Below are 25,253 nucleotides of genomic sequence, written 5' to 3' on the forward strand. Positions count from 1 at the left end.
CGCAAGAAAGCCTCGCCATGACTGCACCGCACGCCCCATTCCGCACCCCGGTCACGCTGCGCTGGAGCGACCTGGATGCCCTCAACCACGTCAACAACGCGCGCTACCTGACCTTCCTGGAGCAGGCGCGCATCGAGTGGCTGCAAGGCATCGGCGACGCCTGGGTCAGCGACGAGGCCGGGCCGGTGGTCGCCTCCGCCACCCTCAACTTCAAGGCGCCGATCACCTACCCAGCGGATATTTTCGTGGAACTGTTCGCGGAGAAGCTGGGCACCAGCAGCGTGGTGATCGGCCACCGCATCGTCGCGGCAGATGGCACGCTGCACTGTGACGGCCAGGTCGTGGTGGTATGGATCGACCGCCGCAGCGGGCGCCCCACGCCGCTGCCGGACGGCGTGCGCCGCGCCGCCGAGACCCTGCTTCCGGCCTGACCGCCCGCGGCCCTTCCCGCCCACCGACGGAGCACCGCCATGTCCCTGATCACCACCCGCGTCCACGGCGACATCCACGAACTGCAGCTGGCGCGGCCGCCGGTCAACGCGCTGGATCCGGCGCTGTGCCTGGCGCTGGCGCACGCGCTGGAACACGCGCTGACGCAGGGCACGCGCGGAATCGTGCTGGCGGGCGGACCCAAGGTGTTCTCGGCCGGGCTGGACGTGCCCTATCTGCTGTCGCTGGGCGACGACCAGGACGCCCTGCTGCAGGCCTGGTCGGCGTTCTTCCGTGCACGCGCGCGCTGGCCGCCTGCCCGGTGCCGGTGGCGGCGGCGATGGCCGGCCATGCCCCGGCCGGTGGCTGCGTGCTGGCGCTGTGCTGCGACTACCGGGTGCTGGCCGACGGCCCCTACCGGATCGGCCTGAACGAAACCCAGGTCGGCCTGGTCGCGCCGGAAGGCATCCAGGCCCTGCTGGCGCGCGTGGTCGGCGCACACCGCGCCGAACGCCTGCTGGTGGAGGGCACGATGCCGGAGGCGCGCGAGGCGCTGCGGATCGGGCTGGTGGACGAACTTGCCGACATCGACGACGTTTCCGCGCGTGCGCGCGCCTGGCTGGAGCCGTTGCTGCAATTACCACCGATGCCGATGCGCGAGACCCGCGCGATCGCCCGCCGCGACGTGGTGGCGGCACTGGCGCCGGAGCGCATCGACCTGGAGCGATTCGTCGAACAGTGGAGCCACCCGACACCCAGGCCGCACTGCGCGCGATGCTGGCGCGGATCGGCAAGTGATCGCTGTGATCCGGCCCAAAGCCGGAGCGCATCAAGCACGAGGCGCAGTGCTGGGCCACAGGCGTCTGCTGGGGCCGATCGGGGACATCCCGCCGGCGGAAGCAGAAGCCGTTTACTATCAGCAGCAGCGTGAACTCGCCATGGCGGCGTGACTCACGCCAACGAGTCTCCGGGATTCCCTGGGCGGTTCAGCCACAGCCCCGATTCGGCATCGTAGTACTGCCCCGGGAACCCCAGGTTCAGCCCGCCGAAGGTGTCGCGCGTCACGCGGCGGCCAAATGCGCTATTCGCCGCCTTCCACACCCCCTGCTGGCCGGCATCGGTGACCAGCTGCGGTCTCCCCAGGTGGTCATTGTGCAGGTAATAGAGCTGATCATTGCGAACCAGGGCGATGGGCTCGCTGCCGCTATAGACGTAGCTGGTCCACACGCCGTCGGTGTATTCCGCCAGCAGCCGGTTGAAGCCGGCATACACATACCGACTCTGGTGGCTGGCGTTGCGCTTGCCCATCCGCGAGGGTGTCAGGATTTTTGTGTGAGGGGCCTACCATGACGATGTTCAGGAGCCCCCATGCCACGCAAGAAACCCCCCAGTCGCGAAGCCGGACGCCATTCTTCCCGACGAACTGCTTGAGAAGCTGATCCCCGGCCCGGTGGACGCTGCCGGCGTCGAGGCCGTGTTTCAGAAGCTGAAGAAGGCCGTGATCGAGCGCGCCCTGGGCGCCGAGCTGGGCGTGCACCTGGCCAGCCCCGAGGGCGGTCGCGGCAACCACCGCAACGGCCGCAGCGGCAAGACCGTGCTGACCGACGAGGGGCCGCTCCGGATCGACGTGCCCCGTGATCGTGCCGGCAGCTTCGCGCCGCAGCTGATCCCGAAGCACGAGCGCCGCTTCGCCGGCTTTGATGACCGGATCATCTCGATGTACGCCCGCGGCATGTCGGTGCGCGAGATCCAAGGGCATCTGGCCGAGATGTATGCCGTCGACGTGTCGCCAGAGTTCATCAGCGCGGTCACCGACGAGGTGATGGCCGAGGTGGGCGCATGGCAGACCCGGCCGCTGGAGCCGATGTACCCGGTGGTGTTCTTCGACGCGCTACGAGTGAAGATCCGCGAGGACGGCGTGGTGCGCAACAAGGCGGTGTACTTGGCCTTGGGCGTGCTGCCGGACGGCACCCGCGACATCCTCGGGCTGTGGATCGAGAACACCGAAGGCGCGAAGTTCTGGATGAAGGTCTTCAACGACCTGAAGACCCGCGGCACGCAGGACATCCTGATCGGCGTGGCCGATGGGCTGAAGGGCCTGCCCGAAGCGCTGGAAGCGGTGTTCCCGGCCACGACGCTGCAGACCTGCATCGTGCACCTGATCCGCAACAGCCTCGACTTTGCCAGCTGGAAGGACCGCAAGGCGCTGGCCGCGGCGATCAAGCCGATCTACACCGCGCCCAGCGCGGGAAGCCGCAGAAGCCGAACTGGACGCGTTCGAGCAAGGCCCTTGGGGGCAGCGCTTCCCGACCGTCGTCGCGGCCTGGCGGCGAGCGTGGAGCCGGGTGATCCCGTTCTTCGCGTTCCCCCCGAGGTGCGGCGGATCATCTACACCACCAACGCCATCGAGAGCGTCCATTCGCGGCTGCGCAAGATCATCAAGAGCCGCGGGCATTTCCCGAGCGACGAGGCCGCGACCAAACTGATCTGGCTGGCCCTGCGCAACATCACCGCCGACTGGAAGCGGGCGAGCAAGGAGTGGAAGTCCGCGATGAACCAGTTCGCGATACTGTACGGCGACCGCTTCACCCTCGCGCCGCGCTGAGCGGCACGAAGGCAGATTCAGAAAACCGCCTCACACACAAAAATTCAGACAGCCCCTACGGCGACCGCTTCACCCTCGCGCCGCGCTGAGCGGCACGAAGGCAGATTCAGAAAACCGCCTCACACAAAAATTCAGACAGCCCCCCATCCGCTGCTCCAGGGCGTTCACCGTGTACGTCGTGGTCAGCCCCTGCGCGGTGTGGCCGGCCAGGCGCCCGAACCCATCATACGCCAGCGTGTGCTCCACGCCCGCCGCGCCTGGCTTCCCAAACCCTTGGCGTCATCGAATGTCAGATGCATCGATCCTCATCTCTATCGCCATTGCGCTATTTTCACCGACAGCGGGGGAGTTGTTCAGACTTCTCTTATTCCAATAGCCGTTGCTTTTAGGCAGCACGAACTTTACGTTCGCCTGTCCCCACACGTACTCACCAAGACAACTTTTCGGCGAACATTTCATGGAAAAGTTGATCGTACTCCCATCATTCAGGCGAGGCGAGAACAGCAAAACCCCGGCGCTTTCCTTCACCTTGGCAAGGTGAAGCTCATTGATGCCATCTTCGGCTATCTGCACCGATGCAACCAAACCTCCATCTACAGGAATGATCGTTATCTCGAGACCATTTAGGTCGCCGCTCTCTTCGTTATACGCCAACGTCGAATAGGTTCCGACGCTACTCTCGGCAGCCGCACATGCGACTACCGAGAACAACAAGGTGCCACAGATATCACTGACCACACGTGCATCCATCAGCGGCTCCATTGGCAAAATCTTTTTGAGCTTGTTTGATCAATGCCTGGCGATTGCCAGTGGCTTGAAAGAAGCCGGCGCCTGCGCGGCGGGCCTTGGAATGCCGTGGAATATTGCGAACGCCCGACTCCCTCTGCGCGAGCGATGCGCGCAGGCTCCTAGGAAACACGGACGGGCGGAACCTAACATCGCCAAATGACGCGCGCAATCCGGCATGGGCGGCGGCCGCGCGGTGGCCGCGCCGCGCAGGCTAGAGGATCTCGCGCACCCGTTCCGGCGGGCGGCACAGGCGCACGCCCTTGGGCGTGAACACGAACGGGCGCTCGATCAGGCGCGGATGCGCCACCATCGCCTGCAGCAGCGCCTCGTCCTCCAGCCCCGAATCGTCTAACCCGAGCGCGGCGTACTCCGGCTCGCCCGTGCGCAGCGCCTTGCGCACCGCCAGCCCGGCGCCGGCAATCGCCTGTCGCAGCTGCGCGACGGTCGGCGGCTGCGCCACGTAATCGACGATCCGCGGTTCGATGCCCGCCTCGCGCAGCAGCGCCAGCGCGCCGCGCGACTTGCTGCAGGTCGGACGGTGCCAGATCACCACGTCTTGCATGCCAGCCCTCCTCACGGCCCGGTCGCGACCGGGCGCGCCGGATCGGTGATCCAGCCGCTCCAGGAACCGGTGAACAGCCTGGCCCCGCGCAGGCCGGCGCGCTCCATCGCCAGCAGGTTGTGGCAGGCCGTGACGCCGGAGCCGCACATCGCCACCACCTCGGACGGATCGCGCCCGCCGAGCAGGTCGCGGAACTCGGCGGCCAGCTGCATCGCCGGCTTGAACTGGCCGTTGTGCAGGTTCTGCGCGTAGGGCCGGTTGAGCGCGCCCGGCACGTGCCCGGCCACCCGGTCCAGCGGCTCCTGCTCGCCGCGGAAGCGCTCCGGCGCGCGCGCGTCGATCAGCAGCCCGCCGGCCGCCAGATGCGCTTCCACTGCCGGCGCATCCAGCAGTCGCGTGGTATCGAATGTGCCGGTGTAGCGCGCCGGCTGCGGCTGCGGCAGCGCGCTGGACGCCGGCAGCCCGAGTGCGACCCAGCGCGACAGGCCGCCGTCCAGCACCGCCACCTTCTCGTGCCCGAGCACGCGCAGCAAAAACCACAGCCGCGCGGCGATCGCGCCGTCGCCATCGTCGTAGGCCACCACCTGGGTGGACGGACTGATGCCCCACTGCTGCAGCCGCTGCAGGAAGACGTCGCACTGCGGCCAGGGATGGCGGCCCTCGCCCGTGCGGCTCATGTCGGACAGGTCGCGCTCCAGGTGCGCATACACCGCGCCCGGGAGGTGCGAGCGCCGCCAGGCCTGCTCGCCGGCCGTGGGATCGGCCAGGCTGAAACGGCAGTCCACGACCGCCAGATCCCCGCGACTGAGCGCCAGCGCCAGGATGTCGGGTTGTACCAGGGTCGTCCAGCCAGCCATCACACGCTCCCTTGCTCCACGCCTGCAGTGTCGTCCACGTTCGCCAGCCGCTGGCGAAGGTTGAACAGGATCGAGGCGGTGGCGCCCCAGATCCGCTGCTGCGGATAATCGTACTGGAACACGTGCCGGGTGCGTCCGCCGAACTGCAGTTCGACGGACTTCAGCCGGGCCGGATCCAGCAGCAGCTGCAACGGCACCTCGAACACGTCGGCCACCTCGTCCGGCTGCGGGCGCGGCTGGAAATCGGCGGCCAGAAGCGCCAGCACCGGCTGTACGCGGAAGCCGGTGAGCGTGGCCAGCGGATCGAGGTAGCCCAACGCGCGCGCCTGCGCCGGCTCCAGCCCGACTTCCTCGTGCGCCTCGCGCAGGGCGGTGGCCACCGGGCCGGGATCGGCCGGATCCACATTGCCGCCGGGAAAGCTGACCTGCCCGGCGTACTGGCGCAGGCGCTCGTTGCGGCGGGTCAGCAGCACGGTGGCGCCGGGCGCGCGCGGGATCACCCCCACCAGCACCGCCGCCGGACGCGGCACCGCAGGCAGCGGCAGCCCGTCCAGCTCCGCCAGGTTCCAGGGCGCCCCCTGCGGCGGACTGGCCAGCGGGTATGCCGCCCGCTGCAGCCGGGCCGCCAGCAGGTCGGCCTGCATCAGCGGGGCTCCCGGCGCACGGCGCGGGCGGGCAGCACCTCGTCCATGGAATGCAGGCGCTGTGCCTCGCTCATGCCAGCCCAGGCGGCGATCTCCTCGCCGCTGCGATGGCAGCCTTCGCACAGACCCTGCGCATCCAGCCGGCAGATGCCGATGCAGGGGCTGAGCATGGCGACAGGGATGGAGATCGTGGCGGACGGGATCATCGCGTGGAATGGTAATGCCGGAAACGCGAAGCGCCGGTCAGGACCGGCGCTTCGGGGACCGCGGCAGGCGCGATCAGGCCGTCACTTCACCGCGCCCAGCTCGACCTGCAGGGCGATCGCCTGCTGTGCGAGCTGCTCGTTCTGGCCGCCGCCCATCTTGCCCGGCGGGATCACCACCTCGTACACCGCGCCCTGCTGCATCAGCGGCAGGGTCTCCTTCAGCGCCGGGATCGGCGCATCGCCGACCTTGAACGGCGGCGGGGTCTGCACGCTGCTCAGCGGCATGCCGACGGCGGCGAGGAAGCTGCGGAACGCGATCTGCACCTCGCTGCTGGCGGTCGGCTTGGCGCCGGTGCCGGCCTTGGCCACGCGGTACATGATGCCGCTGGGCAGGGTGATCACGCCCTGCTGGGCCTTGTACTTGTTCACGAAATCGGCCGACTGCGCCTGGTTGTCGGCCAGCGCCTTGCGGAACGCCGCCTCGGCTTTCTGCTGCATGCGCTGCTGGAAGCCGGCGTAGGCCGTGCCCAGCTGCTGTTCGGTGTAGGCCGGCTGCTTCTTGCCGAAAGCGTCCTGCAGGCCGCGCACCACGGTGGCGATGTCGATCGGCTCGCCGGTATTGGCCAGTTCCTGGCCCAGCTGCCAGCCGAAGGCATAGCTGGCGTGGAACTTGTCCACCGTCGGAGCGCCGGCGGGCTTGGCCGCGGGGGGTCGCCGGCTTGGCCGGCGCCGGGGCCGGCTTGGTCTGCGCCGAGGCGATGCCGGCGGTCAGGGTCAGGGCCGCCAGGCTGGCAGCAATCGCACGCAACTTCATCCACAACCTCGTTGGTCAGATCGGACCGGCGGGCGGCCCGCGGGGAATCCGGCACGCGGCCGGGGAGTCGTCGTCCGGCCAATCCGCGCCGGCATGACAGGGTAGGATACTGGCCGCGGTGCATGCCTGCCACCGCGGCCCGGCAGTGTGACACGTCACGCCGGGCAAAGTTCCATCCCATCCGGACTATCCCCCATGACCGAGCCCCTGCTGCTGATCGACACCGCCGATGGCATCCGCACCCTCCGCATCAACCGCCCGGACAAGCTGAACGCCCTCAATGCCGGGGTGATCGACGCCCTTGATGCCGCCTTCGCCGATGCCGGCCGCGATCCCGATGTGCGGGTGGTGGTGCTCACCGGCGCCGGCCCCAAGGCCTTCGTGGCGGGCGCCGACATCGCCGAGATGCACGCGCTCTCGCCGGCTCACGGCCGCGACTTCTCCCTGCGCGGCAGCCGCATGATGCGCCGGATCGAGAGACTGCCCAAGCCCGTGATCGCGATGATCAACGGTTTCGCCCTCGGCGGCGGGCTGGAGCTGGCGATGAGCTGCCATCTGCGGATCGCGGCGGACACCGCCAAGCTCGGTCAGCCCGAGATCAACCTGGGCCTGATCCCCGGCTTCGGCGGCAGCCAGCGCCTGCTGCGCCTGTGCGGACGCGCCGCCACCCTGGAACTGTGCCTGACCGGCGCGCCGATCACGGCCGAGCGCGCGCTGCAACTGGGGATCGTCAACCGGGTGGTGCCCGCTGCCGAGCTCGAAGCGGAAACCGGCCGGCTCGCCGCGCAACTGGCCACGGCCGCCCCGCTGGCGCTGCGCGGCCTGCTGGACTGCGTGAACATCGGCGGCGAATGCGGGCTGGAAGAAGGCCTGGAGTACGAATCGGCCCAGTTCGGCCTGATGTTCGCCACCCACGACATGCGCGAAGGCACCGCTGCGTTCCTGGACAAGCGCAAGCCCGCCTTCACCGGCACGTGACCGCCGCGGCGATGGCCGGTTTCTGCCCCGATTGCCGCTGCACCGCGCCGGAGGGCGCGCAGGCGCATGCGATCCTGGCCGCGCTGGCGGGCGACGACCTCGACGCGGCGCTGCGCCTGGGGCTGCTCGAAACCGCAGCGTGCCCGGCCTGCGCAACCGGCCTGCCGGCAGCGGCTGCAGGACGCGCGCACGGCCCGCCTGCGCGCATTGGCCGCGCGCGAGCGCCATCGCGCCCGGCAGGCGCGGCTGGCGCGCCTGCGTGAACGGCGCGCCGCCGCCCGCGCCGCGCCCGTTCATCCATCGCCCGCCGTGGCGCCGACGCTACCGCCCGCGGCCGCCGCCGCGCTGGCGCGGGCGCTGGAAAAAGCCCGCGCGCGCCGCTCATGAGCGACCGTCCCCGCCGCCAGGCGGCACGCGGCAGCCGCCTCACCCGCGACGAAATCCGCGAACTGTTCAGCCGCCTGCGCGCGGCCAACCCGCAGCCGACCACCGAGCTCGAATACACGACCCCGTTCGAACTACTGGTGGCGGTGGTGCTCTCCGCGCAGGCCACCGACGTGGGCGTGAACAAGGCCACCCGCCGCCTGTTCCCGGTGGCCAACACGCCGCAGGCGATCCTGGCGCTGGGCGAAGACGGGCTGAAGGGCTACATCAATACGATCGGCCTGTACAACGCCAAGGCCGCCAACCTCATCGCCCTGTGCCGGCAGCTGCTGGAGCAGCACGGCGGCGAGGTGCCGCGCACCCGCGAAGCGCTGGAAGCGCTGCCCGGCGTGGGCCGCAAGACCGCCAACGTGGTGCTGAACACGGCCTTCGGCGAACCGACCATCGCGGTGGACACCCACATCTTCCGGGTCGCCAACCGCACCGGGCTGGCGCCCGGCAAGACCGTGCGCGCGGTCGAGGACAAGCTGGTGAAGCTGGTGCCGGCCGAGTTCGCACGCGACGCCCACCACTGGCTGATCCTGCACGGCCGTTATGTGTGCAAGGCGCGCCGGCCGGATTGCCTGCACTGCCCGCTCCACGACCTGTGCCGCTGGCCCGACAAGGGCCCGTCGAGCTGGGCGAACTGACGCCGCATCCATCCGCTGGACAGGAGTCGCTACATGAAAAAAGCGGCGGACCGAAGTCCGCCGCCGGTGCCACTTCGTCTGGCAGTTGTCGTCGATCAGAAGCGGAACTCGCCCCACACGCCGAACTCGTCGGTCTTGAGGTCCTTGGTCAGCAGCGCATTCTTCTGGTCGGTGTGCTTGTACACGGTGGCCAGCTTCACGCCCTTGGTGATCGGGAACTCGACGCCCAGGTTGTAGTAGGTGTCGCGCAGGGTCGGGTCGAGGGTCTTGCTGAGGTCGGTGCGGTCGTAGCGGCCGAACAGGTTGATGCCGTCGCCGCCGAGGCCGATGCTGCCCCAGGCCGACCAGCCGCTGGCCTTGTCGGTGGCCACGGTCAGCACGTTGTTCCAGTTCTTGGCCTGGAAATACTCCACGCCGAAGCGGGTGGTGCCGGCGGCGTAGGCGGCCAGGAAGTCCACGCGCTCGGCGTTGTGCAGGCTGTTCACGGTCTGGGTTTCCTTGCCCAGGGTGCCGTTGTAGAAGCCCACCGCGAGCACGGTGCTGCTGGTCGGCGAGTAGCTCAGGCGGCCTTCGAAGTCCAGGCCCTTGCTGCGGCTGGGGTTCTTGTAGCCGTTGCCGTTGAGCGCGGCCACCGCGTATTCCACCGCGCCACCGGCGACCTTGCCGCCGGCGTGCAGGCCCCAGTCGGCCGAGGTGCCGAACTTCAGGCGGTCGATGAGGGTGTTCTCGACGTAGCGCATGCCATACCAGTTCTCCGCGAACGGCACCCACGGCAGGTCGGCGCTACCGGCGCGCAGCACGAAGGCGTTGCTGAGCTTGTACTGCACGTAGGCTTTCTTCAGGTAGACCTCGGTGGAGGCGATCGCCGAGGAGTACTGGAAGTCGGTGGTCAGGTTCATCGACCACTGGTCGTTGAACTTGTGGTCCACGCCCAGGTAGAAGCGCTTGATGTCGAACGCGAAGCCCGACTTGTTGGTCTTGACGCCCTTGTTCTGGTCGTCGATGTTGGTCAGGTCGTAGTACAGGCGGCCGCTGATGCTGGTGTCGTTCACCAGCTTGGCCAGCTTGTCCACCTTGCCCTTGGTGGCCTCGGCGTCCTCGATCGCCTTGGCCTGGGTGACGTTCACGTCGGACTGCGCATCGGACTGCGCCTGCAGCGCCTCGACCTGCGCCTGCAACGCGGCGATCTGCGCCCTCAGCTCGGCGATGTCCTGGGCGCTGGGCGCACTCTGCGCGGCGGCATTGAAGCTGGTGCTGGCGATGGCCAAGGCGACGGCGGCGGCCAGATGGGTGGGGCGCATGGGAAAGACTCCAGATGGTGGATGACGGAATGGAAAAAGAAGCAGGCAGGCGTTCTAGGCACTGCACGCGCACGGCCGCGGCCGGTACTCGTGCCGGGGGCTATTCCACTGCGGATTCATTGCAGGTTTATGTCGGACTCACGTTTTTTTCACGCTCGGCATGGTCATGCCGACCAGCGGCAGCCCGTCACGTGATCGTCATATTTCAGACGCACGCCTGTCACCGCACGGGGATGCAATACGCGGCGAGCGGCCTGGCCGCCCATCGACCCCATTCACCAGGAGTGTTCCGTGCTCAAGTCCCTCAAGTCCCGCCTCGTCGTGCTCGCCCTGGCGACCAGCCTCGCCGGCTCCGCGTTCGCGGCCGACATCACCGGCGCCGGCTCGACCTTCGTGTATCCGATCCTGTCCAAGTGGTCGGCCGACTACAACGCCAAGACCGGCAACAAGATCAACTACCAGTCGATCGGTTCCGGCGGCGGCATCGCCCAGATCAAGGCCGCCACCGTGGACTTCGGCGCCTCCGACAAGCCGCTTCCGTCCGAGGAACTCAAGCAGGCCGGCCTGGCGCAGTTCCCGCTGGTGATCGGCGGCATCGTACCGGTGGTGAACGTGCCGGGCGTGGCCCCGGGCGCGATGAAGATGGACGGCGCGCTGCTGGCCGACATCTACCTGGGCAAGATCACCAAGTGGAACGACCCGCGCATCGCCGCGCTCAATCCGGGCCTGAAGCTGCCGGATCTGAAGATCACCGTGGTGCACCGCTCCGACGGCTCCGGCACCACCTTCAACTTCACCAATTACCTGTCCAAGATCAGCCCGGAATGGAAGCAGAAGGTCGGCGAGGGCACCTCGGTGCCGTGGCCGGCCGGCGTCGGCGGCAAGGGCAACGAGGGCGTGGCGGCCTACACCCGCCAGATCCGCGGCGGCATCGGCTACGTGGAGTACGCCTACGCCCTGCAGAACAAGCTGACCTATGCGCTGATGAAGAATGCCGCCGGCAACTTCGTGCGCCCCAGCGACGAGACCTTCCAGGCCGCCGCCGCCAGCGCCAATTGGGGGGCCGCCAAGGACTTCAACCTGGTCATGACCAATGCGCCGGGCGCCAATGCCTGGCCGATCGCGGCCACCGTCTTCGTGATGATGTACAAGAAGCCCAAGGATGCCGCGCGCACCCGCCAGGCGCTGAACTTCTTCAGGTGGGCGCTGGAAAACGGCCAGCCGCAGGCGACCTCGCTCGATTACGTGCCGCTGCCGGCCCCGCTGGTGCAGCAGATCGAGACCTACTGGGCGCAGAACATCGCCAGCAAGTAATCCTGCCTGCGGGTTGAGAAGAAGGCGGGCCCTTGGGGCCCGCCTTTTTCATCTTCGCGCATGTCACGAAGTCGTCATAAAAACATCGTTTCATAGCCGCTGCACATTGATCCTGTCGCCCCCACCCCGCCGCACGCCTTGATCCCGGCCCGACCGCCGGGGTCTCCACCCCCTGCCGCGCCACCGGCGGAGCCCTAGTCCCTGCGATGAACGTCACCTCCGACAGCCTTGCCCAGACCCAGCGCGAACGCGCCGATCTGCGCACCGACACCCGTTTCCGCTGGCTGGTCACCGCCGCCGGCATGGTCGTATTGATCGCCCTGACCGCCGCCGCGCTGTCGATGCTGTGGGGTGGCCGCGCGGCTTTCCACAAGTTCGGCCTTGCGTTCTTCTGGACCGAACAGTGGGATGCGGTGCAGCAGCAGTTCGGCGCGCTGGTGCCGATCTACGGCACCGTGGTCACCTCCGCCATCGCCATGCTGATCGCGGTGCCGGTCAGTTTCGGCATCGCCTTCTTCCTGACCGAAATCGCCCCACGCTGGCTGCGCGCGCCGATCGGCGCCGCCATCGAGCTGCTGGCCGGCATTCCGTCCATCATCTACGGCATGTGGGGTCTGTTCGTGCTGGCGCCGCTGCTGGGCGAGCATGTGTTCCCGTGGGTGGACGAGCATCTCGGCCAGCTGCCCGGCATCGGAGTGCTGTTCAGCGGCCCGCCGCTGGGGCTGGGCATGGGCACCGCGGGGCTGGTGCTGGCCATCATGGTCATCCCGTTCGTTTCCTCGGTGATGCGCGAGGTGTTCCTCACCGTGCCGGGCCCGCTCAAGGAATCGGCCTCCGCGCTCGGCGCGACCCGCTGGGAAGTGGTATGGGACGTGGTGCTGCCCTATACCCGCTCGGCGGTGATCGGCGGCATCTTCCTCGGCCTGGGTCGCGCGCTGGGCGAGACCATGGCGGTGACCTTCGTGCTCGGCAACGCGCACGCGCTCACCTTCTCGCTGCTGGAGCCGGGCAACTCGATCGCGGCCACCATCGCCAACGAGTTCACCGAAGCCGATTCCAAGATGTACCTGTCGGCGCTGATCGCCCTCGGCTTCGTCTTGTTCATGCTGACCTTCGTCGTGCTCACGCTGGCACGCCTGATGCTGCGGCGGCTCAACCGCCAGGAGGGCCACTGATGCGTCCGTCCCTGCACGGCTGGCGCGCGTTCAAGAACATCCTCGCCCAGGGGCTGGCGACCGCCGCCGCCCTGTTCGGCCTGTTCTGGCTGGTCTGGATCATGTGGACCACGCTGCGCAACGGCATCAGCGCGATCAGTCCGGCGCTGTTCACCCAGATGACGCCTCCGCCCGGCGAGGAAGGCGGCGGCCTGCTCAATGCCTTTTTCGGCAGCGCGGTGATCAGCCTGATGGGCATCGCCATCGGCGCGCCGATCGGCGTGCTGGCCGGCACGTACCTCGCCGAATACGCCAGCCGGCATTGGCTGGGCGAGACCGTGCGCTTCGTCAACGACATCCTGCTGTCGGCGCCGTCGATCGTGCTCGGCCTGTTCGTGTACACCCTGGTGGTGGCGCAGATGGGCCACTTCTCGGCGCTGGCGGGCGGCATCGCGCTGGCCTTCATCGTGCTGCCGGTGGTGGTGCGCACCACCGACGAGATGCTGCGCCTGGTGCCGGTGCAGATGCGCGAGGCCGCGCTCTCGCTGGGCGTGCCGCAGTGGAAGATGATCCTGCAGGTGCTCTACCGCAGCGCCCTGCCCGGGATCGTCACCGGCATCCTGCTGGCGCTGGCGCGCATCAGCGGCGAAACCGCGCCGCTGCTGTTCACCGCGCTCAACAACCAGTACTGGACCACCAACCTGCTGGCGCCGATGGCCAATGTGCCGGTGGTGATCTTCCAGTTCGCGATGAGCCCCTACGACGGCTGGCACGCGCTGGCCTGGGCCGGCGCCTTCATCCTCACCCTGTTCGTGCTGGCGATCAGCCTGATCGCGCGGGCGATCGTGCTGCGCAACAAAATGACCCATGACTGACCTGCGGACCATCCCGATGCCTTCCTCGCACGCCGCGGCCATGCCCGCCAACCACACCGCCGGGGGCGCCGCTGCCGCCGCCCAAGATCGCCGCGCGCAGCCTGAACTTCTTGGTACGACAAGTTCCACGCGGTCAAGAACATCAACCTCGACGTGCCGGAGAAGCACGTCACCGCGCTGATCGGGCCGTCCGGCTGCGGCAAATCCACCCTGCTGCGCGTGTTCAACCGCATCTACGCGCTCTACCCCAAGCTGCGCGCCGAAGGCGAGGTGCTGCTGGACGGCGACAACGTGCTGGATCCGAAGTACCCGATCAACCGCCTGCGCAGCAAGGTCGGCATGGTGTTCCAGAAGCCGGTGCCGTTCCCGATGACGATCTACGAGAACGTCGCCTATGCCATCCGCCATCACGAGCGGCTGTCGCGCTCGGAGCTGGACGACCGGGTGGAGCAGGCGCTGCGCCAGGCCGCGCTGTGGGACGAGGTGAAGGACAAGCTGAAGGCCAGCGGCCTGGGCCTGTCCGGCGGCCAGCAGCAGCGCCTGTGCATCGCGCGCGCGGTCGCCCTGCGCCCGGAGGTGCTGCTGCTGGACGAGCCGACTTCGGCGCTGGATCCGATCTCCACCAGCCGCATCGAACAGCTGGTGGAAGAACTCAAGCAGACCTTTACGATCATGATCGTCACCCACAACATGCAGCAGGCGGCGCGCGTGTCCGATTTCACCGCGTTCATGTACCTGGGCGACCTGATCGAGCATGGCCCGACCACCCAGATTTTCTCGAATCCTGCCAAGCAGCAGACCGAGGACTACATCACCGGGCGCTTCGGCTGAGCCACGCCGCCCACCGCGCCCGACGGCGCGCCGCCCAGCGCGGGACAGGAGCAAACGCATGAACGAGCAAAGCAGCCATATCGTCCGCAGCTACGACCAGGAGCAGGCCGCCCTGCTCGATGATCTGATCCGGATGGGCAACATGGCGGTCGCCCAGCTGGAGGCGGCGCTGGACGTGGTGGAACGCCGCGACGGCAACGCCGCCGAGCGGGTGATCGCCAACGACGAGGCGATCGACACCCTGGAGCAGCAGGTCAACCACGACGTGATCCACCTGATCCGGCGCGGCCCGCTGGCCACCGACCTGCGCATCATCCTCGCCGCGCTGCGCGTGGCCTCCGACATCGAGCGCATCGGCGACTATGCGGCCAACATCGCCAAGCGCTCGCTGGCGCTGAACCTGGCCCCGCCGCTGCCGCACACCCGCGGCCTGGGGGCGCTCGGCAAGCTGGCGGCACAGCAGGTACGCGACGTGCTCGCGGCCTACCGCGACCGCGACGGTGAAGCCGCCCTGCGCGTACGCGACCGCGATGCCGAACTGGACACCCTCTACACCGGGCTGTTCCGCGAGCTTTTGACCTACATGATGGAAGACCCGCGCGCGATCACACCGTGCACGCACCTGCTGTTCATGGCCAAGAACATCGAGCGCATCGGCGACCACGCCACCAACATCGCCGAGAACATCTGGTTCCTGGTCCACGGCGAAAACCCGCTGCCGGAACGCGAGAAGCGCGACGAAAGCAACACCACCGTGGCCTGATGCGCCCTGCCGGCGGCGCGCTGGCCACAGGCCGCCGCCACGGGTAGGATCGGGTTCCCGACCCACCTCCGCCAGGAGCCCGCCATGTCCCAGATCCGCAAACCGCTGTCCGTGCTGCTCGGCGCCGCCGTCGCCACCGGCACCCTCGCCACCGGCAGCCTGTTCTCGATGGACGCGCTCGCCCACGGCTACATGCAGGACGCCGCCAGGGCCGGCAGCGGCAAGGCCGCCGAAGGCAAGTGCGGCGGCGAAGGCAAGTGCGGCGCCGGCAAGATGGCGGTCGCCAAGGCCAGCCACGAAGGCGGCTGCGGCATGGCGAAGATGGACACCGACAAGGATGGCCGCATCTCGCGCACCGAGTTCACCGCCGCGCACCCCGATCGGACAGCCATGTTCGCCGAGATCGACCGCGATGGCGACGGCTTCATCAGCCAGGCCGAGATGGACGCCCACCACGCCGCCATGCAGAAAGACGCCAAGCCGGCCGCCAAGGCCGCCAGCGAGGGCAAGTGCGGGGAAGGCAAATGCGGCGAGGGCAAGTGCGGCAGCATGTGAGCCGGCATGCCCGCTGCCCTGCCTGCCCGTAGCGCCGGCCTCGGCCTGCGCCGCGCCCTGCTGGACGAGCTGCTCGCGGCGCCCGTGGGCGCCTTCGATTTCCTGGAATGCGCCCCCGACAACTGGATCGGCGTCGGCGGCGCGCTGGGCGAGCGGCTGGCGCAGCTCTCGACGCGCCATCCGCTGAGCTGCCACGGCCTGTCGCTCTCGCTGGGCGGGCCGGATCCGCTGGACCTGGACCTGCTGCGCCAGACCCGCGCCTTCCTCGACCGCCATCGCGCGGTGCTCTACAGCGAGCACCTGAGCTATTGCGCCGCCGGCGGCCAGCTGTACGACCTGCTGCCGCTGCCGCACACCGGGGACGCCGTGCGCCACGTCGCCGCGCGCATCCGCCAGGCACAGGACGCGCTCGGACGCCGGATCGCGGTCGAGAACGTGAGCACCTATGCGGTCCCGGCCGCAGAGATGGACGAAGCCGCGTTCGTGCGCGCGGTGCTGGACGAAGCCGACTGCGACCTGCTGCTGGACGTGAACAACGTGTACGTGAACGCCGCCAACCACGGCTTCGACGCGCGCGCGTACATCGCCGCGATGCCTTCGCCGCGGATCGTCGCGTATCACATCGCCGGCCATTACGACGAGCCCGACGGGCTCAAGATCGACACCCACGGCGCGGCGGTGAAGGACGCGGTGTGGGCGCTGCTCGACTTCGCCTATGCCACCCACGGCGTGCGCCCCACCCTGCTGGAGCGCGACTTCCACTTCCCGCCGCTGCCCGTGCTGCTGGACGAAGTGGCGCAGATCCGCGCGCTGCAGGCGGCGGCATGAGCGCGCTGCACGCACAGCTGCACGCGCTGGCCGCGCACGTGCGCGACCCCGCCGCGCATCCCGGCCCGGCGGGAATCCCCGAGCGCCGCCTGCGGGTGTACCGCGAGCTGGTGCGCAACAACCTCGATGCCCTGCTGGGCGGCACCTTCCCGGTGCTGCGCGACACCCTGGGGCAGGCGGGCTGGAATGCGCTGCGGGATCGCTTCCTCGCCGTCCACCGCAGCTCAGACGCCGCTGTTCCCTCGGCTGGGGCTGGAGTTCGTTGCCTTCCTCGCGAACGTCGAGGATCCGTCGCGGCCCTGGCTGGCGGAGCTGGCCGACTACGAATGGGCCGAGCTCGGCCTGCAGCTGGCGGAGACCGCCGCCCCGCCGCACGACCGCGCGGCCGACCTGCTCGAAGGCATCCCGACGCTGTCGCCGCTGGCCTGGCCGCGCGCCTACCGCTGGTCGGTGCATCGCATCGGCCCCGGCTTCCAGCCCGCCGTCCCGCCGGCGCAGCCCACGCTGCTGCTGCTGCGCCGCGACGCCGACGGGCGCGTGCATTTCTCGCAGCTCTCGCCGCTGCTGTACCGGCTGCTGGAACTGGCGGACGGCAACACCGCCCGCAGCGCCCGCGCGCTGCTTTCGCAGCTGGCCGCGGACGCCGGCCAGCACGACAGCGCCGCTTTCCTGCGCGAGGCTCTGCCGATGCTGGCGCGGCTGCGCGAGGAAGGCGTGCTGGCGTGGCGCGCCGCTGCCGGCTGAAACCGGGCGGCCCGCGGCGCGCAAGGTTGGGAAACTGTATCCCCGCGGCAACCGCGGCGCGTACTACCCTTGGGCAGCATGGATGGCGTTCCACCCACCCATCCCCAAGGAGCTTCCCATGCACCCCCTGTCCCGCACCGCCCTGCTCGCCGTCCTGACCACCCTCGCCTTGGCCGCCGTCGCCGGCACTCCGCCTGCCGCCAGGACCTCCGGCATCAGCCTGGAGCAGGCCCGCACGATCGCGCTCAAGGCCGCGCCCGGCAAGATCGTCAAGGAAGAGCGCGAGAAGGAGAATGGCGCCCTGCGCTATTCCTTCGACATCCAGCAAGACGGCAAGATCCACGAAATCGGCGTGGACGTGGTCACCGGCAAGATCGTCGAGGACAAGTTCGAAGACCCGGCCAACCGCGACTGACCCTACCGCCGTGCTGCGCATCCTGCTCGCCGAGGACGACGCCGAAACCCGCCAGTTCGTGGAACGCGGGTTGCGCGAGCACGGCCACAACGTCCTCGCCGCCGAGCGCGGCGAGGATGCCCTGCATCTTGGCCTGACCGAGGCGCTGGACGTGATCGTGCTCGACCGCATGCTGCCGGGGCTGGACGGCCTGTCCGTACTCAAGCGCCTGCGCGCGGCCGATGTCGGCACGCCGGTGCTGATGCTGACCGCACTCGGGCGGATCGAAGACCGCGTGAGCGGCCTGCAGGCCGGCGCCGACGACTACCTGGTCAAGCCGTTCGCCTTCAGCGAGCTGGCCGCGCGGGTGCAGGCGCTGGCGCGCCGGCGCGCGCCCGCCAGCGTCGCCACCGTGCTGCAGGCGGGCGGGATCGAGATGGACCTGCTGCGGCGCGAGGTGCGCCGCGCGGGCCGCCCGATCGCCCTGCAACCGCGCGAGTTCCGGCTGCTGGAGGAACTGCTGCGCAATGCCGGCGAAGTCGTGACCCGCAGCATGCTGCTGGAGCGGGTATGGGACTTCCACTTCGACCCGCAGACCAAGATCGTGGAAACCCATATGAGCCGCCTGCGCGCCAAACTCAACGACGGTTTCACCGAGGATGCGGTCGAAACCGTGCGCGGCGCCGGCTACCGGGTGCGCACATGAGCGACACGCGCCTGCTTCCACGCAGCGCGGCGCGCCGGATCGCGCTGGTCGGGCTGCTGATCTACGCGCTGGCGCTGCTGCCGCTGGGCGCGGCGATCTACTACGCCACCCACGCCGCGCTGCGCCGGCAGATCGAGGCCAACCTGGTGCAGCTGTCCGACACCCTGCAAACCGACTACCGCAACGACGGCGCGCGCGGGTTGCTGCAAATGATGGCGCGCCTGCACGGCAGCGGCCCGATCCCGCAGGGCGCCGCGCTGTTCGCGCCCGACGGGCGCCGCCTCGGCGGCAACATCGACACCACCCTGCCGGCGGCGTCCGGCTGGCAGCGCATCCTGCTGCGCGATCCGCGCGAAGGCCCGGATCCGGCGCTGGCGCTGGTGCGCGTGCTGCCGGACGGCAACCGCCTGGTGGTGGCGGCCGACCTGGAGGCGCTGGAAGCCATCGGCCGCACCCTGCTCGGCATGTTCGCGCTGGCCGCGCTGGCGCTGCTGGTGCTGGGCGCGCTCGCGGCCTGGGCCCTGACCCGCTACCTCGGCCACCGGTTGGCACCGATCCAGGCCACCGCGGATGCGGTGATGCGCGGCCAACTGGAGCAGCGCGCGCGGGTCGGCGCCGGGGGCGACGAATTCGACCGCGTGGCCGCCTCGCTGAACGCGATGCTCGACCGCATCGCCGCGCTGGTCGACCACCTGCGCCAGGTCAGCGCCGATCTCGCGCATGACCTGCGCACCCCGCTGATGCGCCTGCGCAACCAGCTGGAAACCCTGCCGCAGGAGGCCGACCCCGAACGCCGGCAGGCGCTGCTCGCGGCCGCGCAGGCGCGCACCGACGAGGTGCTGGGTCTGTTCGATGCGATCCTGCGCATCGCCGAGGTCGATGCCGGCGAACTGGCCAGGGGCTTTGGCGTGCTCGATCTGAGCGCGCTGCTGAACGATCTGGCCGAGAGCCTGCAGCCGCTGGCCGAGGATACGGGCCATCCTTTCAGCTACGCGATCGCGCCCGGACTGACGGTGCACGGCGATCGCCAGCTGCTGGCGCAGGCGGTGCTCAACCTGGTCGAGAACGCCCTGCGCCATACCTCGCCCGGTTGCCGGGTGGAGCTGCGCGCCGGGATCGCCGCCGATGCCGGCAGTGGCGCCATCGTGATTTGCGTGCGCGATGACGGCCCCGGCATCCCCGCCGTCGACCGCGAGCGCGTACGCCAGCGTTTCGTGCGGCTGGAAGCCTCGCGCCACACGCCCGGCCACGGCCTGGGCCTGAGCCTGGTGGAAGCCATCGCGCAGGCGCACGCCGGCCGACTGCAGCTGGAAGACGCCGCCCCCGGCCTGCGCGCCTGCCTGGTCCTGCCGCCCCCTCACGACGCCATGGAGCCCCGTCCATGATCCGATCCGTCCGGCCCCTGTCCGCGCTGACGCTCGCGCTGTTGCTGGCCGGCTGCGCCAGCTACGCACCGCAGCCGCTGGCGCAGGATCCGGCCGTGCTGGCACCGCCGCTGGCCAGCGTGCTTCAGGCGCGCGCGGAAGCGATCCAGCGCCCGTGGCTGGCCCCGGTGCGGATCGACCTGCAATCGCCGCTGGACGACGCCGCGGTGGCGGCGCTGGCGGTGGTCAATGGCCCCGATCTCATCGCCCTGCGTACGCGCGCCGGGGTCGCGGATGCGCAGGCCTTCGCGGCCGGACTGCTGCCCGACCCCACCTTCAGCCTGGGTGCCGACAAGGTGCTGCGCGGGCCGGACACCCTGCTCAACCTGAGCGCCGCGCTCGGCTTCGACCTCAACGCCCTGCGCACGCGCGCCCTCACCCGCGCCCAGGCCATTGCGCAGGCGCGCAGCGTGCGCCTGGACCTGGCCTGGGCGGAATGGCAGGCGGCCGGCCAGGCGCGCCTGCAGGCGGCGCGCATCCGCGCCTATCAGCGCCAGCTGCCGCTGCTGCGCGACAGCGCAAGGGCCGCCGCGCAGCTGGCCGACGCCAGCCTGCGCGCCGCCACGCGTGGCGACGCGGCGGCCGACGCGGCGCAGGCGCAGCGGCTGGCCGCACTGGATGCGCAGACCCGCCTGCGCACCCTGGAACAGAACCTGCGCGATGCCCGGCAAACGCTGAACCGCCTGCTCGGCCTGCCGCCGGATATCGAGCTGGCGCTGGTGGATGCGCCGACACCGGACATCGCGCCGCCACCGCTGAATGCCCTGTTCGCGCAGGCACGCGCGCAGCGCAGCGACCTGGCCGCGCTGCGCGCCGGCTACGCTGCGCAGGAAGCCGCGCTGCATCGGGCCATCCTGCAGCAGTTCCCCAGCCTCAACCTGACCCTGACCGGCAACCGCGATTCCGCCGGCAACCTGCTGCTCGGGCCGGCGCTCGATTTCACCCTGCCGCTGTGGAACCGCAACCGCGGCAACATCGCGGTGGAGACCGCCACCCGCGCCAGCCTGCGTGCGGAATACGAGGCGCGCCTGTTCCAGACCCGCGCCGATCTGGAAGGCGCGCGCCAGGCCCTGCTGCTGGCGCTGCGCCAGCGCGCGGCGGCGCAGGCGGATGCGCCCGCACTGCGGCAGCAGGCCGCCGCGGCGCAGGCCGCCGCCGCACGCGGCGACCTCTCGCAGGCGGCCGCGGAAACGCTGCAACAGGCCTGGCGCGACCGCCAGCTGCTGCTGGCGCAACTGGACCAGACCATCGCCGAACAACGCATCGCGCTGCAGCTGCTGGTCGGCGCTCCGATCGAGGACACCCCATGACCTACTACCGCCCCACCGTCCTTCTGCTCTGCCTGCTGCTGGCGGCCTGCGGCCGCTCCGGCGATGCCGGCGATGCCGCGCCCGCCACCGGTACCGCGTCCGCGCTGGTCACCCTGGCCACCGCCGAGCGCGGCGCGGTAGCGCAGACCATCACCGTCTACGGCCAGGTCGAGGCCGGCAGCGACAGCCAGCGCATGCTGGCCGCGCCGGTGGAGGCCGTGGTGGCGGCGATCGCGGCGCCGGCCGGCAGTCGCGTGCGCGCAGGGCAGCCGATCGTGCGCCTGCAGCCGAGCCCGGCCACCCGCGCGCAGTGGCAGTCTGCCGTGGCCGAGGCGCAGGCCGCCCGCGAGGCCCTGGCGCGCGCGCAGCGGCTGCGCGCGGACGGCCTGGCCAGCCAGGCCGAGGTCGAGGCCGCGCAGGCGCGCCTGACCACCGCCGAGGCCCAGCGCAGCACGCTGCAGGCGCGGCTGGCCCAGCTCGACCTGCGCGCGCCCGCCGCCGGCGACGTGCAGCGGGTGCTGGTCAATGTCGGCGACCTGCTCGCCCCCGGCACGCCGGTGGCCAGCCTGGCGGTTTCCGGCGCCGGGGTGGCGCGGTTCGGGATCGACCCGACGCAGATCGGCAGCCTGCAGGTGGGCGCCCCGGTGCAGGTGCAGCCGCTGGACGGCCGCCCGCCGCTGGCGGCCAGCGTGCGCAGCCTCAGCCGTGCGATCGATCCGCAGACCCGGCTGGCGACATTTCTGGTGGACATCCCCGCCCGCGACGCTCCCAGTCCGGGCCAGCCGCTCACCGCGCAGGTCGCGGTGGTCCGCGACCGCGATGCGGTGGTGGTGCCCTACGCCGCACTGCTGGACGACGCTGGCCAGCCCTATGTATACGTGGTGAACGACGGCACTGCGCATCGCCGCGACGTGCGGGTGGGGCCGACCGACGGCTGCCGGGCGGCGATCCTGTCCGGGGTGCGCGCCGGCGAGCAGGTGGTGGTGGCCGGCGGCACCGCGCTGGAAGACGGCCTGAAGGTGCGCACGCGATGAGCAGCGCGCTCACCCGCCACGCGCGCAGCCTGTGGCTGGCGCTGCTGCTGCTCACCCTGGGCGGGGTGGTCGGCGCGCTGCGGATGCCGGTCAGCCTGTTCCCGCACATCGACTATCCGCGCGTGCTGGTGGCGATCGACGCCGGCGAACGCGACCCGGCGCAGATGGAGGCCGAGATCACCCGCCCGATGGAGATCGCCCTGCGCGCGGTGCCCGGGGTCCGCCACATCCGCTCCACCACCAGCCGCGGTTCGGCCGAGATCGCGCTGAACTTCCCCTGGGGCCAGGACATGGCGCAGGCCACCCTGGCCACCCAGGGCGCATTGGCCACGGTCGCGGCGGAGATCCCGCCCGGCACCCGCTTCGAGGTGCGCCGCTCCGACCCCAGCCTGTTCCCGGTGCTGGGCCTGGCGCTGACCTCCGACAGCCTCGACGTGCAGGCGCTGCGCCAGCTGGCGGAGCTGAAGATCCGCCCGGCGCTGACCGCGGTGGACGGCGTGGCCGGGGTGGACGTGCTCGGCGGCGCCGCGCGCGAGTTCGCGGTGGACATCGACCCGGCGCGGCTGACCGCGCTCGGGCTGTCGATCGACGACGTGGCGCGCGCGCTGGCGCAGGCCAACCTGGTGCGCGGGGTCGGCCGCCTGCAGGACCGCCATCGCCTGTATCTGGTACTGGTCGAACACCGCACGGCCACGCCCGCGGCGCTGGCACGGATTCCGGTCAAATCCGGCGACAGCGCCGGCGCCGGGCTGGTGACGCTGGGCGATGTCGCGCAGATCCGCCCCGCCAGCGCCCCCAACTACACCCTGGTCAACAGCGACGGCCACCGCGCGGTCCTGGTCAACGTGCGCCAGGGCCTGGGCGGCGACACTGTGCGCATCGTGCAGCAGGCGCAGGCGCGGCTGGCCGGGCTCGGGCTGCCGCCGAGCGTCAAGGTGACCCCGTTCTACGACCAGTCGGAGCTGGTGGTGGGCGCCGCCGGCGCGGTGCGCGACGCGATCCTGCTCGGCGCCCTGCTGGCCGGGCTGGTGCTGTGGCTGTTCCTGCGCTCGTGGCGGCTGGTGGCGATCACCGCGGCGGTGCTGCCGGCGGTACTGGCCGCTACCAGCCTGCTGCTGTACGCGCTGGGCATGCACTTCGACATGATGACCCTGGGCGGCATGGCCGCCGCGGTCGGCCTGATCGTGGACGATGCGGTGGTGATGCTGGAGCACGTGATGCGGCGGATGCAGGAAGGCCGCGCGCGCACGCCGCCGGGCATCCTCGCCGCCGCCGCGGAGATGACCCGGCCGCTGCTGGGCTCCACCGGCGCCACCATCGTGGTGTTCCTGCCGCTGGCCTTCATCGCCGGCGTCAGCGGTGGCTTCTTCAAGGCACTGGCGGTGACCATGGTCGCCGCGCTGGTGATCTCGCTGCTGTATGCGCGCCTCTTGATCCCGCTGCTGTGCGCGCACTGGCTGCGCCCGCGCGATGCCGAGCTGGCCGAACGTGCCGGCGGCTGGCTGGGCTGGCTGCTGCACCACTACCACCGGGCCATCCGGGCGGTGATGGCGCAGCCGGCGCGCATCGCCGGCGCCGTGGTGCTGGTGCTGGCCATTGCCGGCGGGCTGGCCTGGTACAAGGTGCCGTCCGGCTTCATGCCGAAGATGGACGAGGGCGGCTTCATCCTCGATTACAAGGCCCAGCCTGGCGCCGCACTGGCCGACACCGACCGCCTGCTGCGCCAGGTCGAGGCGCTCATCCGGGCTACGCCCGAGGTCGCCAGCTATTCGCGCCGCACCGGCCTGCAGCTGGGTGGCGGGCTGACCGAGGCGGACGAAGGCGACTACTTCATCCGCCTCAAGGGCGGCCGCCGGCGCCCGATCGAGGCGGTGATGGCCGACCTGCGCCAGCGCATCGCAGACCAGGTGCCGGGGCTGCAGGTGGAGACCGCGCAGCTGATGGAGGACCTGATCGGCGATCTGACTGCGGTGCCGCAGCCGATCGAGATCAAGCTGTTCGGCGACGATCCGGCGCAGCTGGAGCCGGCCGCGCGCCGGGTGGCCGGCGCGATCGCGCGCATCCCCGGCGTGGTGGAGGTGGTGGACGGCCTGCGCGTGGCCGGCGACGCCATCGCGGTCCGGGTGGATGCCGGGCGCGCGCGTCTGCACGGGCTGGACCCGGCGCAGGTGGCGGACCAGGTGGAGGCGCTGGTCGGCGGCAACGTGGCGACCCGGGTCCGTGTCGGCGAGCAGATGCTGGACGTGCGCGTGCGCGCCCCGGCCGACCTGCGCGCGCGCGCGGCCGAGCTGGCGCAGCTGCCGCTGGTGGCGCCCGACGGGCATGCGCTGCGCGTGGGCCAGATCGCGCAGGTCACGGTGGTGGCCGGGCAGAAGCAGCGCACGCGCGAGGACCTGGCGCCCTTCATCGACGTCACTGCGCGCCTGGAAGGCCGCGACCTCGGTTCGGCAATGGCCGACGTGCGCCGCGCCGTGGCCGCGCTGCAGCTGCCGGCGGCGATCCGGGTCGAATACGGCGGACTGTATGCGCAGCAGCGGCAGAGCTTCGCGGACATGACGATGGTGTTCAGCGCCGCGCTGCTGCTGGCCGCGCTGCTGCTCACCTTCCTGTTCGAGCGCATCGCCTGGACCCTGGCGGCGATGCTGACCGTGCTGCTGAGCGCGGCGGCGGTGTTCATCGGCCTGTGGCTGACCGGGATCGAGCTGGACGTGTCGGCACTGATGGGCCTGACCATGGTGGTCGGCATGGTGACCGAGCTGATCGTGTTCTATTTCTCCGAGCTGCCGGCGGGCCAGCCGGCCAGCGCACATGCCCTGGCCGAGGCCGGCGAGAAGCGCCTGCGCCCGATCCTGATGTCGGCGCTGATCGCGATCCTCACCTTGAGCCCGCTGGCGCTGGGCATCAGCCGCGGCGCCGGGCTGCAGCAGCCGCTGGCCACCGCCATCATCTTCGGCCTGATCGCGGCGGTACCGCTGGTGCTGTTGCTGCTGCCGGCACTGGTCCGCGTGCTGCAGGGGCGCCCGCGCACACCGCCGGCGCCGGCATCGGCGCCCCCCGGATGAG

24 protein-coding genes and 3 pseudogenes are annotated in these 25,253 nt (G+C 70.4%); 20 read left to right on the plus strand and 7 right to left on the minus strand.

Features of this window, described 5'->3' with window-relative positions; all coding sequences use genetic code 11:
• The first annotated feature begins 17 nt into the window (after nt 1-17).
• The gene (locus LJB71_RS12140) at nt 18-431 is read left to right on the plus strand and encodes a thioesterase family protein (protein WP_259304382.1); all 414 of its coding nucleotides are present in this window, start codon (nt 18-20) and stop codon (nt 429-431) included.
• 39 nt (nt 432-470) lie between these two features.
• Nucleotides 471-1,227: pseudogene (locus tag LJB71_RS12145) on the plus strand (enoyl-CoA hydratase/isomerase family protein).
• Between the two features lie 153 nt (nt 1,228-1,380).
• Here the strand turns inward: LJB71_RS12145 and LJB71_RS12150 are convergent.
• Entirely contained in the window at nt 1,381-1,737 is a 357-nt protein-coding gene (locus tag LJB71_RS12150) for an RHS domain-containing protein (RefSeq protein WP_259304383.1), read from the minus strand.
• Between the two features lie 142 nt (nt 1,738-1,879).
• On the opposite strand from LJB71_RS12150, the gene LJB71_RS12155 reads away from it, so the two are divergent.
• Nucleotides 1,880-3,034 (plus strand): IS256 family transposase, encoded by a 1,155-nt coding sequence (locus tag LJB71_RS12155; RefSeq protein ID WP_259304384.1) that lies wholly within the window; start codon nt 1,880-1,882, stop codon nt 3,032-3,034.
• A 279-nt stretch (nt 3,035-3,313) separates the two neighbouring features.
• On the opposite strand, the gene LJB71_RS12160 is transcribed toward LJB71_RS12155, so the two are convergent.
• From LJB71_RS12160 to LJB71_RS12185, 5 genes and pseudogenes are all read right to left on the minus strand, one after another.
• Nucleotides 3,314-3,796: a hypothetical protein gene (locus LJB71_RS12160; RefSeq protein WP_259304385.1), complete on the minus strand. Its 483-nt coding sequence runs from the start codon at nt 3,794-3,796 to the stop codon at nt 3,314-3,316.
• Nucleotides 3,797-4,034: 238 nt separating this feature from the next.
• On the minus strand, nt 4,035-4,385 hold the full coding sequence (arsC, locus tag LJB71_RS12165; RefSeq protein WP_259304386.1) for an arsenate reductase (glutaredoxin): 351 nt from the start codon (nt 4,383-4,385) through the stop codon (nt 4,035-4,037).
• An 11-nt stretch (nt 4,386-4,396) separates the two neighbouring features.
• A complete protein-coding gene (locus tag LJB71_RS12170; RefSeq protein WP_259304387.1) occupies nt 4,397-5,242 on the minus strand; it encodes a sulfurtransferase in 846 nt (281 codons plus the stop codon).
• A pseudogene (locus LJB71_RS12175) lies at nt 5,242-6,092 on the minus strand (CoA pyrophosphatase). Before LJB71_RS12175 ends, LJB71_RS12170 begins: the two are co-directional and overlap by 1 nt.
• A gap of 81 nt (nt 6,093-6,173) precedes the next feature.
• Nucleotides 6,174-6,770 (minus strand): FKBP-type peptidyl-prolyl cis-trans isomerase N-terminal domain-containing protein, encoded by a 597-nt coding sequence (locus tag LJB71_RS12185; protein ID WP_259304390.1) that lies wholly within the window; start codon nt 6,768-6,770, stop codon nt 6,174-6,176.
• Between the two features lie 331 nt (nt 6,771-7,101).
• Between LJB71_RS12185 and LJB71_RS12190 the strand changes: the two genes are divergently transcribed.
• The 3 genes from LJB71_RS12190 (at nt 7,102) to nth (ending at nt 8,957) form a co-directional block, all read left to right on the plus strand.
• The gene (locus LJB71_RS12190) at nt 7,102-7,884 is read left to right on the plus strand and encodes an enoyl-CoA hydratase-related protein (protein ID WP_259304391.1); all 783 of its coding nucleotides are present in this window, start codon (nt 7,102-7,104) and stop codon (nt 7,882-7,884) included.
• Nucleotides 7,885-8,091: 207 nt separating this feature from the next.
• Entirely contained in the window at nt 8,092-8,271 is a 180-nt protein-coding gene (locus LJB71_RS12195; RefSeq protein ID WP_259304392.1) for a hypothetical protein, read from the plus strand.
• Nucleotides 8,268-8,957, plus strand: a complete 690-nt coding sequence (nth, locus tag LJB71_RS12200; protein ID WP_259304393.1) for an endonuclease III — start codon at nt 8,268-8,270, stop codon at nt 8,955-8,957. The genes LJB71_RS12195 and nth overlap by 4 nt, the downstream gene beginning before the upstream one ends.
• 95 nt (nt 8,958-9,052) lie before the next feature.
• Here the strand turns inward: nth and LJB71_RS12205 are convergent, their stop codons facing one another.
• Nucleotides 9,053-10,258 carry an OprO/OprP family phosphate-selective porin gene (locus LJB71_RS12205; protein ID WP_259304394.1) on the minus strand — a complete coding sequence of 402 codons (1,206 nt, stop codon included), beginning with the start codon at nt 10,256-10,258 and terminating at the stop codon, nt 9,053-9,055.
• Nucleotides 10,259-10,549: 291 nt separating this feature from the next.
• On the opposite strand from LJB71_RS12205, the gene pstS reads away from it, so the two are divergent.
• The 14 genes and pseudogenes from pstS (at nt 10,550) to LJB71_RS12275 (ending at nt 25,252) form a co-directional block, all read left to right on the plus strand.
• On the plus strand, nt 10,550-11,572 hold the full coding sequence (pstS, locus tag LJB71_RS12210) for a phosphate ABC transporter substrate-binding protein PstS (RefSeq protein WP_259304395.1): 1,023 nt from the start codon (nt 10,550-10,552) through the stop codon (nt 11,570-11,572).
• A 206-nt stretch (nt 11,573-11,778) separates the two neighbouring features.
• Complete coding sequence (pstC, locus tag LJB71_RS12215; protein WP_259304396.1) at nt 11,779-12,747, plus strand: phosphate ABC transporter permease subunit PstC; 969 nt, start codon at nt 11,779-11,781, stop codon at nt 12,745-12,747.
• Entirely contained in the window at nt 12,747-13,601 is an 855-nt protein-coding gene (pstA, locus tag LJB71_RS12220) for a phosphate ABC transporter permease PstA (RefSeq protein WP_259304397.1), read from the plus strand. Before pstC ends, pstA begins: the two co-directional genes overlap by 1 nt.
• A 71-nt stretch (nt 13,602-13,672) precedes the next feature.
• Nucleotides 13,673-14,432: pseudogene (gene pstB, locus LJB71_RS12225) on the plus strand (phosphate ABC transporter ATP-binding protein PstB).
• 58 nt (nt 14,433-14,490) lie between these two features.
• Nucleotides 14,491-15,195 (plus strand): phosphate signaling complex protein PhoU, encoded by a 705-nt coding sequence (gene phoU / locus LJB71_RS12230; RefSeq protein ID WP_259304398.1) that lies wholly within the window; start codon nt 14,491-14,493, stop codon nt 15,193-15,195.
• A gap of 84 nt (nt 15,196-15,279) precedes the next feature.
• A complete protein-coding gene (locus LJB71_RS12235) occupies nt 15,280-15,750 on the plus strand; it encodes an EF-hand domain-containing protein (protein WP_259304399.1) in 471 nt (156 codons plus the stop codon).
• A 6-nt stretch (nt 15,751-15,756) separates the two neighbouring features.
• On the plus strand, nt 15,757-16,578 hold the full coding sequence (locus LJB71_RS12240) for a DUF692 domain-containing protein (protein ID WP_259304400.1): 822 nt from the start codon (nt 15,757-15,759) through the stop codon (nt 16,576-16,578).
• Nucleotides 16,575-17,480 carry a putative DNA-binding domain-containing protein gene (locus LJB71_RS12245; protein WP_259304818.1) on the plus strand — a complete coding sequence of 302 codons (906 nt, stop codon included), beginning with the start codon at nt 16,575-16,577 and terminating at the stop codon, nt 17,478-17,480. Before LJB71_RS12240 ends, LJB71_RS12245 begins: the two co-directional genes overlap by 4 nt.
• Complete coding sequence (locus tag LJB71_RS12250; protein ID WP_259304401.1) at nt 17,441-17,737, plus strand: PepSY domain-containing protein; 297 nt, start codon at nt 17,441-17,443, stop codon at nt 17,735-17,737. The genes LJB71_RS12245 and LJB71_RS12250 overlap by 40 nt, the downstream gene beginning before the upstream one ends.
• Nucleotides 17,738-17,747: 10 nt before the next feature.
• Complete coding sequence (locus LJB71_RS12255; RefSeq protein ID WP_259304402.1) at nt 17,748-18,422, plus strand: response regulator transcription factor; 675 nt, start codon at nt 17,748-17,750, stop codon at nt 18,420-18,422.
• Nucleotides 18,419-19,807 carry a HAMP domain-containing sensor histidine kinase gene (locus LJB71_RS12260; RefSeq protein ID WP_259304403.1) on the plus strand — a complete coding sequence of 463 codons (1,389 nt, stop codon included), beginning with the start codon at nt 18,419-18,421 and terminating at the stop codon, nt 19,805-19,807. The genes LJB71_RS12255 and LJB71_RS12260 overlap by 4 nt, the downstream gene beginning before the upstream one ends.
• Complete coding sequence (locus LJB71_RS12265) at nt 19,804-21,156, plus strand: TolC family protein (protein WP_259304404.1); 1,353 nt, start codon at nt 19,804-19,806, stop codon at nt 21,154-21,156. The genes LJB71_RS12260 and LJB71_RS12265 overlap by 4 nt, the downstream gene beginning before the upstream one ends.
• Nucleotides 21,153-22,190 (plus strand): efflux RND transporter periplasmic adaptor subunit, encoded by a 1,038-nt coding sequence (locus LJB71_RS12270; protein ID WP_259304405.1) that lies wholly within the window; start codon nt 21,153-21,155, stop codon nt 22,188-22,190. Before LJB71_RS12265 ends, LJB71_RS12270 begins: the two co-directional genes overlap by 4 nt.
• Complete coding sequence (locus LJB71_RS12275; protein ID WP_259304406.1) at nt 22,187-25,252, plus strand: efflux RND transporter permease subunit; 3,066 nt, start codon at nt 22,187-22,189, stop codon at nt 25,250-25,252. The genes LJB71_RS12270 and LJB71_RS12275 overlap by 4 nt, the downstream gene beginning before the upstream one ends.
• Nucleotide 25,253: the final 1 nt, after the last annotated feature.

Source organism: Thermomonas sp. S9, from assembly GCF_024704365.1.
Taxonomy (GTDB): domain Bacteria; phylum Pseudomonadota; class Gammaproteobacteria; order Xanthomonadales; family Xanthomonadaceae; genus Thermomonas.

Excerpts from the sequence above, each read along its gene's own strand:
- LJB71_RS12140 (WP_259304382.1), top strand. The coding sequence starts at position 18 with ATGACTGCACCGCACGCCCCATTCCGCACCCCGGTCACGCTGCGCTGG.
- LJB71_RS12150 (WP_259304383.1), bottom strand. The coding sequence starts at position 1,737 with ATGGGCAAGCGCAACGCCAGCCACCAGAGTCGGTATGTGTATGCCGGC.
- LJB71_RS12245 (WP_259304818.1), top strand. The coding sequence starts at position 16,575 with ATGAGCGCGCTGCACGCACAGCTGCACGCGCTGGCCGCGCACGTGCGC.
- LJB71_RS12205 (WP_259304394.1), bottom strand. The coding sequence starts at position 10,258 with ATGCGCCCCACCCATCTGGCCGCCGCCGTCGCCTTGGCCATCGCCAGC.
- pstC (WP_259304396.1), top strand. The coding sequence starts at position 11,779 with ATGAACGTCACCTCCGACAGCCTTGCCCAGACCCAGCGCGAACGCGCC.
- LJB71_RS12260 (WP_259304403.1), top strand. The coding sequence starts at position 18,419 with ATGAGCGACACGCGCCTGCTTCCACGCAGCGCGGCGCGCCGGATCGCG.
- arsC (WP_259304386.1), bottom strand. The coding sequence starts at position 4,385 with ATGCAAGACGTGGTGATCTGGCACCGTCCGACCTGCAGCAAGTCGCGC.
- LJB71_RS12190 (WP_259304391.1), top strand. The coding sequence starts at position 7,102 with ATGACCGAGCCCCTGCTGCTGATCGACACCGCCGATGGCATCCGCACC.
- phoU (WP_259304398.1), top strand. The coding sequence starts at position 14,491 with ATGAACGAGCAAAGCAGCCATATCGTCCGCAGCTACGACCAGGAGCAG.
- LJB71_RS12250 (WP_259304401.1), top strand. The coding sequence starts at position 17,441 with ATGCACCCCCTGTCCCGCACCGCCCTGCTCGCCGTCCTGACCACCCTC.
- LJB71_RS12270 (WP_259304405.1), top strand. The coding sequence starts at position 21,153 with ATGACCTACTACCGCCCCACCGTCCTTCTGCTCTGCCTGCTGCTGGCG.
- pstA (WP_259304397.1), top strand. The coding sequence starts at position 12,747 with ATGCGTCCGTCCCTGCACGGCTGGCGCGCGTTCAAGAACATCCTCGCC.
- nth (WP_259304393.1), top strand. The coding sequence starts at position 8,268 with ATGAGCGACCGTCCCCGCCGCCAGGCGGCACGCGGCAGCCGCCTCACC.
- LJB71_RS12240 (WP_259304400.1), top strand. The coding sequence starts at position 15,757 with ATGCCCGCTGCCCTGCCTGCCCGTAGCGCCGGCCTCGGCCTGCGCCGC.
- LJB71_RS12275 (WP_259304406.1), top strand. The coding sequence starts at position 22,187 with ATGAGCAGCGCGCTCACCCGCCACGCGCGCAGCCTGTGGCTGGCGCTG.
- LJB71_RS12265 (WP_259304404.1), top strand. The coding sequence starts at position 19,804 with ATGATCCGATCCGTCCGGCCCCTGTCCGCGCTGACGCTCGCGCTGTTG.
- LJB71_RS12160 (WP_259304385.1), bottom strand. The coding sequence starts at position 3,796 with ATGGAGCCGCTGATGGATGCACGTGTGGTCAGTGATATCTGTGGCACC.
- LJB71_RS12170 (WP_259304387.1), bottom strand. The coding sequence starts at position 5,242 with ATGGCTGGCTGGACGACCCTGGTACAACCCGACATCCTGGCGCTGGCG.
- LJB71_RS12235 (WP_259304399.1), top strand. The coding sequence starts at position 15,280 with ATGTCCCAGATCCGCAAACCGCTGTCCGTGCTGCTCGGCGCCGCCGTC.